Source organism: Gordonia sp. SMJS1, from assembly GCF_029866425.1.
Lineage (GTDB): Bacteria > Actinomycetota > Actinomycetes > Mycobacteriales > Mycobacteriaceae > Gordonia > Gordonia hongkongensis.
Window position 1 is genome coordinate 4,173,349 of the sequence record NZ_CP123381.1, and the last position, 9,020, is coordinate 4,182,368.

The following is a 9,020-nucleotide window of genomic DNA, read 5'->3' on the forward strand; positions in this document are numbered from 1 at the left end:
GGAAATGGCACGAATCGGCGGTTCTGGTCAGACGTCCCACTCCTACCAGCGGTCGCGATCGAGACCCTGACCGGTGGCACCGGCGTCGGCGGCGCACCCGAATCCCACGACCCAGCGGGCGGGACCGCTCTCTCCCGCGGCGATCTCGACCTTGCCCAGCATCATCGGCTCGGGCAGGGCGGCCAGGAACTCCCCCAGCGCCGACGGGGCGAGCGTCCACACCTCGCCGCGAATCGCACGGCCGGCCTCGGGATCGCGGATCAGTCCCGGTTTGGGCGGGGTCGTGTCAAGTGCGACCAGACGGTACGACGGGGTCGTGGTGACCTCGCCGGCCCACCGGGCACCCCGTTCGCTCAGCTCGTGCGTCAGAGGCCCACCCCGCATGTGCGCCCCGAAGACCGCGAGTTCGATCGCATCGTCGGGCTCCGCCCAGGAGGACGCCACCGAGTCGTCACCGACGAAGCGACGTGCCACGTCGACGAGCACGGCGTCGGCATGCGCGACGCCCAGGAACGTGACGCCGAACTGTGCTGTGCTGCCGTCTCCTTCGATGACCGTCCCGGCCGGCACCGCGAGTCCGCACAGGTCGAAGAGGTTGCAGAAGTTGGTGTACGTGCCCATTCGTGAGTTCACGCCCACCGGATCGGCGGCCACCTCGGCGAGCGTCGGGTGCGCCGGCGCGGTCGGTACCATCAGGACCGTCGCATCGCCCCACTGCTCCATCGCCGCCACCCGAAGGTCCGCGAGACGACGACGGGCGCGCAACAGGTCGACCGCCGAGAATCGGTCCGCCGCACCGATGATGGCCGACACCGTCGGATCGAGACCGGCGGCGCCGGGATCGGCAACGGAATCGAGGTAGTCCCCCACCGCCTCGTATCGCTCGGCGACGAGCGCGTCGTCGTAGAGGAGCCGGGCGGCCTCGAGGAACGGCGACAAGTCGATGGTCTTGATCATGAGCCCCGCCGCCTCGGCACGATGCACCGCGTCGTCGAACGCGGCGCGCCACCTGTCGTCCAGACCGGGCAGCTCGGTGGGCACGGCGACGACCGGGCGTTCGGGCGCGGCGTAGGGCACGGACTTCGGGAAGGGGCGAGTCCCAGCGGCTTTCGCCATCACCGCAACCGATCGGTCGGCCAGCGCGAGGTCGGCGGCGAAGATCGTGAGGACATCGTAGCTCCGACAGGCGGGTACGACTCCGTCGGTGGAGACGACACCGAGGGTCAGTTTGACGCCGACGATGCCCTGCAGGCCCGCCGGCACCCGACCCGACCCGGCGGTGTCGGTCCCGATGGCGATGTCGGCGAATCCGAGGGCCACCGCCACCGCCGACCCCGAGCTCGATCCACCCGAGATGCGGTCGGGGCGTCGGGAATCCCGCACCGCACCATAGGGACTGCGAGTACCCACCAGTCCGGTCGCGAACTGGTCGAGATTGGTCTTGCCCAGCACCACCGCGCCGGCCGCACGCAGGGCGGCGACCGCGGGCGCATCGGCCTCGGGGGTGAAAGCGAAACCGGGACACCCGGCGGTGGTCGGCAGACCGCCGACGTCGACGTTGTCCTTGACCGCGAGAAGAATGCCCGCCAGCGGGCCGCCGGTCGCGACGGACCGCTCGTATTCGGCACGCACCTCGGCCTCGGGCCGGAGCGTGATGAACACCTCCGGACGATCCGCCTCGGCGATCCGCGCGTACACCTCGTCGATCCTGCTCATGCCACCCGCTCCTCGTCGTCCGCGCGCTCCGACGCGCCGCCGTCGGCCACGCTCACACCGGCCGCTCGCGCAGCGAATTCACCTTGTAACGACCATCTCTCGCGCTCCTCCGCACGGGCGATCTCCATCGTCTCCCGGCGAGCCGCGATGTCGCCGGCGTGCTCGTCGAGGAAGCGCTGGTGCGCGGCCAGCGAGAACTCACCGTCGACGATCTTCGTGCTGTCGCCGCGCCCGGCGGCGACGTCGGCCCGCATGTCCAAGAGCTCTTCGGCGCTGACCGGATACCAGTGGATTCGATCGAAGAACCGCAGGAGCCACGGATGTTCGGGATCGAAACCCGGGGCCGGCAACGGATGCCGGTGATTCCACACCTGGGTTGTCCGTCCGACGAACTGATAACCGCCCGGGCCCTCCATGCCGTAGATGCACAGGTAGGCGCCGCCGATACCCACCGCGTTCTCCGGGGTCCAGGTGCGGGCGGGGTTGTACTTGGTCGTGACCAAGCGGTGGCGTGGATCCAGCGGAACGGCCACCGGCGCACCGAGATAGACGTCGCCGAGGCCGAGCACGAGGTAGCTCGCGTCGAAGACCGTGCGGTACACGTCGTCGACGGAGTCCAGGCCGTTCATCCGGCGGATGAACTCGATGTTCCACGGACACCACGGGGCGTCGGACCGCACGCCGAGCATGTACCGTTCGATCGCTTCGCGAGTGGCCGGGTCGTCCCATGAGAGCGGCAGGTGCACCGTGCGGCTCGGCACCACGAGGTCTTCGGCGGCCGGCAGTTGGCTCTCGCATTCGGTCAGCCACTCCAGCATGTGCGCCTGCGACCACACGTCCGGGTCCGCCTTCACCTGCAGGGAGCGGATTCCCGGCGTGAGATCGACCAGCCCGCGCGGCTTCTCGGCGGCGATCCGCTCGGCCAGCGCATGCACGCGGGCCCGCAGGGCCAGGTCGAGGTGCATCTCGCCGTACTCGACGAGCACGTTGTCGTCGCCGGACCGGCGGTAGGTGACGGTGGTCGACCCGTCGGCGGTCGTCGTGGTGCCCAGGATTCCGTTGTCGGCGTCGCCGCCCGACGACAGGACGTCGACGAAGCACGCCCGCCGGCCCAGCCCCACCTCGGCGGGCGAGGCCGCACGGTCACCGCGCACCGCGACGAACCGGATCGTGTCACCCGGCTTCAGCTGGCCGAGCTTCCAGCGCTGCGCGGTCGTGACCGTCACCGGGCACACGAACCCACCGAGACTCGGGCCGTCCGGGCCGAGCAGAATCGGCGTGTCCCCGGTGAAGTCGAGGGCACCGACCGAGTAGGCGGTGTCATGGATGTTCGACGGGTGCAGGCCGGCCTCGCCACCGTCGTCGCGAGCCCATCGGGGTTTGGGGCCGATCAGCCGGATACCGGTCCGGTCGGAGTTGAAGTGCACCTCGTAGTCGGTCGCGAACAGATCGGCGATGTCGTCCTCGGTGAAGAACTCCGGGGCGCCGTGGGGCCCGACGGTCACCGCCAGTTGCCAGCTGTTGGTGAACGCCGGCTGCTCGTCGGACAGGATGCGCCGGGGCGCGCCGACCGGCGCACCCAGCAACGTGAGATCGTCGCCGGCCACCAGTGCCCGCCCGTCGAGCCCGCCGAACTTGCCCATGGTGAAGGTGGAGCGGCTCCCGAGGTGATCGGCGGCGTCGAACCCGCCCCCCACCGCCAGATACGCCCGCATGCCGAGGGTGCCGATCGATCCGATGTCGAGCACGTCACCTGGTTCGAGTGTCAGCGGAACCCATTGCGGTGCAACCGTTCCGTTGATCGTCACCGGGACCGGCGCCCCGGTGACGGCCACGACCGCGGACCGGTCGAACCGCAGGGCCGGCCCCATCAGCGTGATCTCGAGACCGGCTGCCGTCCCCGGATTGCCGACAGCGATGTTGGCGAGCCGGAAGGACAGGTCGTCCATGGGACCGGAGGGGGGTACGCCGACCTTCCAGTACCCGACCCGGCCGGGCCAGTCCTGGATGGTGGTGAGCGGACCGGACCGCAGCACGGTCACCGCGCCCGTGGTGGTGGCAGACATGATGATGGGATCCTCGTCGGAGTCAGGCGACGCCCGGGGGCGTGGAGGTGAACGGAGGTCAGGACGGCCGGGTGACGATGACGCGCACCGCCGTCGGATCGAATCCGTTGCAGGGGTTGTTGATCTGCGGGCAATTCGAGATGAGTACCAGGGTGTCGACCTCGGCGCGCAGCGCCAGTCGCTTGCCGGGGGCGGACAACCCGTCGACGATCCCCAGCGAGCCGTCGGGATCGACGGGGACGTTCATGAAGAAGTTGACGTTGCCGACGAGGTCGGCCTTGCCGAGGCCGTGCCGGCTGCCCTCGATGAGGAAGTTCTCGACGCATGCGTGCTGGTGCTTGGTGTGGTGGCCGTAGCGCAGCGTGTTGGATTCCTGCGAGCAGGCGCCGCCGAGGGTGTCGTGGTTGCCGACCTCGTCGGCGACGATCGTCATCAGCGGAGTGGAGTCGTGGTCACGGATCACGCTGCCGGTGGTGAGGAAGATGTTGCCCTGCGCGGCGATCGTCGCCTGGGCCGAATACCGCTGGGCAGTGTCGGCGGCGGCGTAGAACAGCGTGTCGACGGCCTGGTTGCCGTGCAGGTCGACGATGGTCAGCACGTCGCCGGCGGCGACGACGCCCGACCACGGAGCCCGGTCGCCCACATGCGCGTCGTCGACGACGGCGCCGGTGACGAGAGCGAGTTCGGCGGCGGGCGCCGAGGCGAAATCGGTGATGAGTGCGGTGTTTGTCTCGGTCACGATGGGTGGTCCTCTCTGTGGGTCGGCTCAGTGATGAGCCGCGGCCCAGACGTCTTCGGAGTTGGCGACCGCGCGCTGGTACTCGGGGTCGGTGCCGGCGACCTCGGCCAGCAGCGTGTCGAGGTCGCTCTTCGCCTGCCACGCCAGCACTTCCAGCGAGGTGGTGTCGAAATGCGGCGACGGGTCGAGCGGATGCGCGGTGTTGGCGATCGCGACCGTGCACGGCAGATGCAGGATCAGATCGACCGAACGCCCGGGGCCCGCGCTGCCGGTCGAGCGCAGTGTCCCGTCGGCGTCGACGGTGACGCCGTGGAAGAACGACAGCGACGGCGCCACATCCGTGGGTGTCAGACCGTGCTTCGCGGCCGCGAGCGTGAACAGCTCACGTCCGGCCGGACTACCCGAATGCACCTCCCCGGCTCCATATCTCGCGGTATTGCCCGCGAGGGTCGAGGTACCGCACAGGGCGTCGTGGTGACCGGAGTCGTCGGCGACCACGGTCGCGAGCACGCGGCCCTGATCGCTGAGGAGCGGATGACCCGCACCCAGGTACGCCTGCCACGGGACCTTCACGGTGTCGGCGACGTTGAGACGCTCCCACGGCGTGTCGGCGCGCCAGAGCAGCAGATGGGCGCAGGCCGCGCCGGCCACATCGGTGAGCCGCAACCGGGTCCCCCGTGCCAGGACCTTGCTGGTGTAGCGGCCACCGGGCACCGTCTCCGCCCAGGTCAGCGAGGTGGCCGGGACGTCGGCGGGCGGGTCGGGCCAGGCCGATGGCGGCACCACCGGCATGCTGTCGGTGATGGCACCGGCCTGCGCACGGGCGTGTTCGCGGGCGCCGGTGGTGGTGCCGGTACCCGCCGCGGTGATCGTGCTCATTCGGAACTCCTTGTTGTAGAGGGTCGCAGCGGCATCAGGCGGACGGGGAGGTCGTCACCGGTCGCGGGTGTTCTTTTCCGCGGGGGTAGCAGGCGATGCCGACGAGGACGGTCGCCACGATGCAGATGGGGCCGGCCCAGCGGAGGATCGGCATCTCGCCGGACGGGTCGAAGACCTCGGCCCGCGGCCACGCCAGATTGATCACCATCAGGACGCCGTAGAGCACCGCGAGGGCGTTCACCACGATACCGAATCGGCCCAGGCTGAACAGCTTTCGGCCACCGGCGTCGACGGCCGGCGTGTCCCGGCCGCCGCGATGCGGCCAGCCCTGGAACCGCCGGTAGAGCATCGGGCCGGTGACGGCCAGGTAGGCGAGGTAGATCAGGATGATGCACACGCTGGCGAGGGTCGCGAAGATCGCCGAGTTGCCGACGTTGACGAGCAGGATGCCGATGCAGAGCACACCGATCAGGATCGACGGCAGGATCGGGGTCCCGGTGCGGCTGTTGACATGTGCCAGTTGCGCCGAGAACGGGAGCCGGCCGTCGCGAGCCATGGAGAACATCAGACGCGAGCAGGCGGTCTGGATGGCGAGGGTGCAGATGAAGATCGCCACGGCCACGTCGGCGAGCAGGACCTTGCCCCAGAAGCTGCCGAGCACGGAATCGAGGACGTACGGCAGACCGCCGGTCGCGAGTTGCTCATCGAGGGTGGGTGCCGCCATCAAGGTGCCGAGCAGCATCAGTCCGCCGCCGATGGCCGAGACGGTCAGCGCCATCCGGATGGTGCGCGGTGCGACGCGGCGCGGGTCCCTCGTCTCTTCGGCCAGCTCACCCGCCGACCCGAAACCGACCATGACGTACGCGGCCATCAGACCGGAGACGATGAACGCCCAGATGTAACCGGGCTGCTGACCGGGAACGCCGGTGTCGAAGACGACGTCGGGACCGCGCTGGGCGTGGGTGAACAGTGCCAGGATCACCGCGACGACACCGACCAGTTCGCAGACGACGCCGATGCTGTTGACCCGGCTCATCCACCGGACGCCGACACAGTTGATGGCGGTCACGACCACGAGCAGAACCGAGCCGAGCAGCACCGCGTTGGCCGCACCGCTCGTGGTGGTGAGGGTTGGGTCGTCGCCGATGATCTGAAAGCCGATCCAGATCGACGGCAGGACGACCTGCAGGGCGATCGCGGCCGCGGCAGCGGTGACGACCTGCGCGATCATCATGAACCAGCCGCCGAACCAACCGACGACCTCGCCGCCCATTCGCCGGGACCACTGGTAGATCGCGCCCGAGATCGGGTATCGCGCCGCGATTTCGGCGAAGCACAGCGCCACCAGGAACTGGCCGGCGTAGACGATCGGCCAGGTCCAGAAGAAGGCCGGGCCGCCGAAACCGAAACCCAGACCGAACAGCTGGAAGATCGTGGTCAGGATCGAGACGAACGAGAACCCGGCGGCGAAGGACGCGAACTTGCCGAGCGAACGATGGAGTTGCTGGTCGTAGCCGAGTGCCGAGAGGTCGTGTGCGTCGGCATCTCCGGCGCCCGGGCCGGACGATGATCCAGCGGCCGAGGAGGGCGATGCCGCGGGAGCCACTTCGGGGGTGGAGGTCATGCGCGGTCTTCCTTTCCGAGAAGAAGCTCCACGTTGAGCACGGATGAGGCAGGCACTGTTTCCTGTCACCTGATAGGTAAGCCCTCGCTGATTTCTATCGATTGACAGAATTGTTCCGGTCGTGAAAACTCCCGTTACGTCCGCGTAACGCGCCTGGGATTTCCCCGGTCGGCGGGTCCGCGAACGGCCGAAGCACGCGGCCTGTCGGCTAGGGTCGAGAAATCCGGGTCACAAGATGCCCGGGTTGCGAGATCTGTTGACGCAATTGAGGAGACGACATGCCGTCCGGCTCGAGTACGGCCCCGACGCCGACCGGCCGCGGCCGCCCGCGCCTGGTACAGGCCCGACGCCGCGGGCAGACCGCGCGCGAGGAGATCCTCGACGCCGCTGCCGAATTGTTCACCCGCCACGGGTACACCGGGACGTCGACACGCATGATCGCCGAGGCGGTCGGCATCAGACAGGCGTCGATGTACCACTACTTCGGCACCAAAGACGACATTCTCGCGACCCTGCTGGAGACGACAGTCGTCGCCTCACTCGACCGCGCGCGGGTACTCCTCGACGGGGATGGACCCGCGCTGGCGCGGCTGCTGGAGCTCGCACGCTTCGACGTCGATCAGCTGGCGCAGTCGCGCTGGAACCTCGGTGCCCTGTACCTGCTGCCCGAGGTCGCTGACCAGCGGTTCGTCGAATTCCGTTCGGCGCGCCAGGAATTGGCCGACTCGTATGCCGCACTGGCGGCCGCGGCACTCGGCGACGCCACCGACAAGCGGACGCTGCTCCCCTTCCGGCTGGTGGAGTCGGTCATCATGATGCGCGCCGACGAACAGCGCGGCGAGCTCGGCGAGCACACGGCTGCCGGTCTCGCCGCCACCGTCGTCGACGCTATCTCGCGAATCCTGTAGCAACAGAGCGCACATGGCCCACGTCGCTACGGGATTCCCGCGAGCGTGACGGCTAGCAGGTTCCGATCACGCCACCCTGCAGCGCCACCTCCATCTTGCGCACGATGGAGCAGTCCGCCGGACCACTCCCGACACTCCGCATGGGTTCGACCTGCTTCACCGCGGGGGTCGGGGCGAGCTGCCGGCCGACCGGCCCGGTGACCTGCGGTACGACCGGCTCCGGGGCGGCATGCCGCGGCTGATGCGGGAGGACGACCCGCTCGGCCGACACCTCGGTGGCGTCCGCGCGCAGGTGTCGCGGCTTGTCGACCGGCACCTTCCAGCCCTTGTCATAGCCGTGCGCGGCGCCGATCGCGACACCGGCGGCGACCGCGGGCAGCGCGACGAGGGTGGCGACCACAGCCGTCCCGACCACGGGTCCGACGACGAGTCCCGTGGGCCACAACGGCAACGTGAGTATCAGACCCAAGGGGGCACCCACCACACCGCCGACCGCGAGGGCGAGGGGTGCTGCCACCCCGGCTCCGATGACGCCACCGACCGCGGCGTCACCGACCATCTGCTCGGCCACCCGGTCGGCGCGCGCGACCGGTACGCCGTTGCTCTGCAACACATCCGAGATTCCTTGGACGATCTCACCGGCTCCCGCCGAGATCTGCGCGGCCAGTTGCGGCGACACCGCTCGCGGACGGGTCAGGTCCAGGTTTCCGACCCGAACCCGGTCCCCTGCATCGGCGACCGGCACCGCCACCGAACCGAGTGGCCGTAGGTGCCGCGGCCCCGGTGTCGGGACGACCGACGTCACGTCCGGCCATGACCCGACCACCACCGGCGCCGCATCCGAGACCAGTGCGGCGTCGATCTGCGCGATTCGTAAAGCGTTGCCGGGCAGCGTTTGTGCGCCCGACGTCGATGAAGACGGAACCACCGGGACGGGCAGGGCCACCCCGGGTGAGGCCGCCTGGGCCACGGCCGGGGCCGTCACCGTGAGCGACGCGGCCAACGCGCAGCCGAGCAAGGCGCCCGCCGGGCGGCGACCGCGCGGACGTGGGCAACGGTGTGCGCCGGATTTGCCGTTCTTGTCCATG

Annotated in this window: 7 protein-coding genes; 1 reads left to right on the forward strand and 6 read right to left on the reverse strand. The window is 69.5% G+C overall.

The genetic code is table 11. The annotated features are described in order from the left end of the window. Positions 1–42 precede the first annotated feature (42 nt). The 5 genes from atzF to QAD21_RS18975 are packed head-to-tail and all read right to left on the reverse strand — an operon-like array spanning position 43 to position 7,024. Positions 43–1,716, reverse strand: coding sequence for an allophanate hydrolase (gene atzF / locus QAD21_RS18955; protein WP_280360024.1), 1,674 nt, complete (start codon positions 1,714–1,716; stop codon positions 43–45). After that, entirely contained in the window at positions 1,713–3,782 is a 2,070-nt protein-coding gene (locus tag QAD21_RS18960) for a 5-oxoprolinase/urea amidolyase family protein (RefSeq protein ID WP_280360026.1), read from the reverse strand. Before QAD21_RS18960 ends, atzF begins: the two co-directional genes overlap by 4 nt. Positions 3,783–3,840: 58 nt before the next feature. Continuing rightward, a complete protein-coding gene (locus QAD21_RS18965; protein WP_280360028.1) occupies positions 3,841–4,521 on the reverse strand; it encodes an urea amidolyase associated protein UAAP2 in 681 nt (226 codons plus the stop codon). Between the two features lie 27 nt (positions 4,522–4,548). Beyond that, positions 4,549–5,400 (reverse strand): urea amidolyase associated protein UAAP1, encoded by an 852-nt coding sequence (locus QAD21_RS18970; protein ID WP_280360030.1) that lies wholly within the window; start codon positions 5,398–5,400, stop codon positions 4,549–4,551. A gap of 34 nt (positions 5,401–5,434) precedes the next feature. Continuing rightward, positions 5,435–7,024, reverse strand: a complete 1,590-nt coding sequence (locus QAD21_RS18975) for an amino acid permease (RefSeq protein WP_068970462.1) — start codon at positions 7,022–7,024, stop codon at positions 5,435–5,437. A gap of 278 nt (positions 7,025–7,302) precedes the next feature. Here QAD21_RS18975 and QAD21_RS18980 point away from each other — a divergent pair, with 278 nt between their 5' ends. Beyond that, positions 7,303–7,932 carry a TetR/AcrR family transcriptional regulator gene (locus QAD21_RS18980; RefSeq protein WP_137810304.1) on the forward strand — a complete coding sequence of 210 codons (630 nt, stop codon included), beginning with the start codon at positions 7,303–7,305 and terminating at the stop codon, positions 7,930–7,932. A gap of 52 nt (positions 7,933–7,984) precedes the next feature. Here the strand turns inward: QAD21_RS18980 and QAD21_RS18985 are convergent, their stop codons facing one another. Continuing rightward, positions 7,985–9,019: a hypothetical protein gene (locus QAD21_RS18985; RefSeq protein WP_280360033.1), complete on the reverse strand. Its 1,035-nt coding sequence runs from the start codon at positions 9,017–9,019 to the stop codon at positions 7,985–7,987. Position 9,020 lies beyond the last annotated feature (1 nt).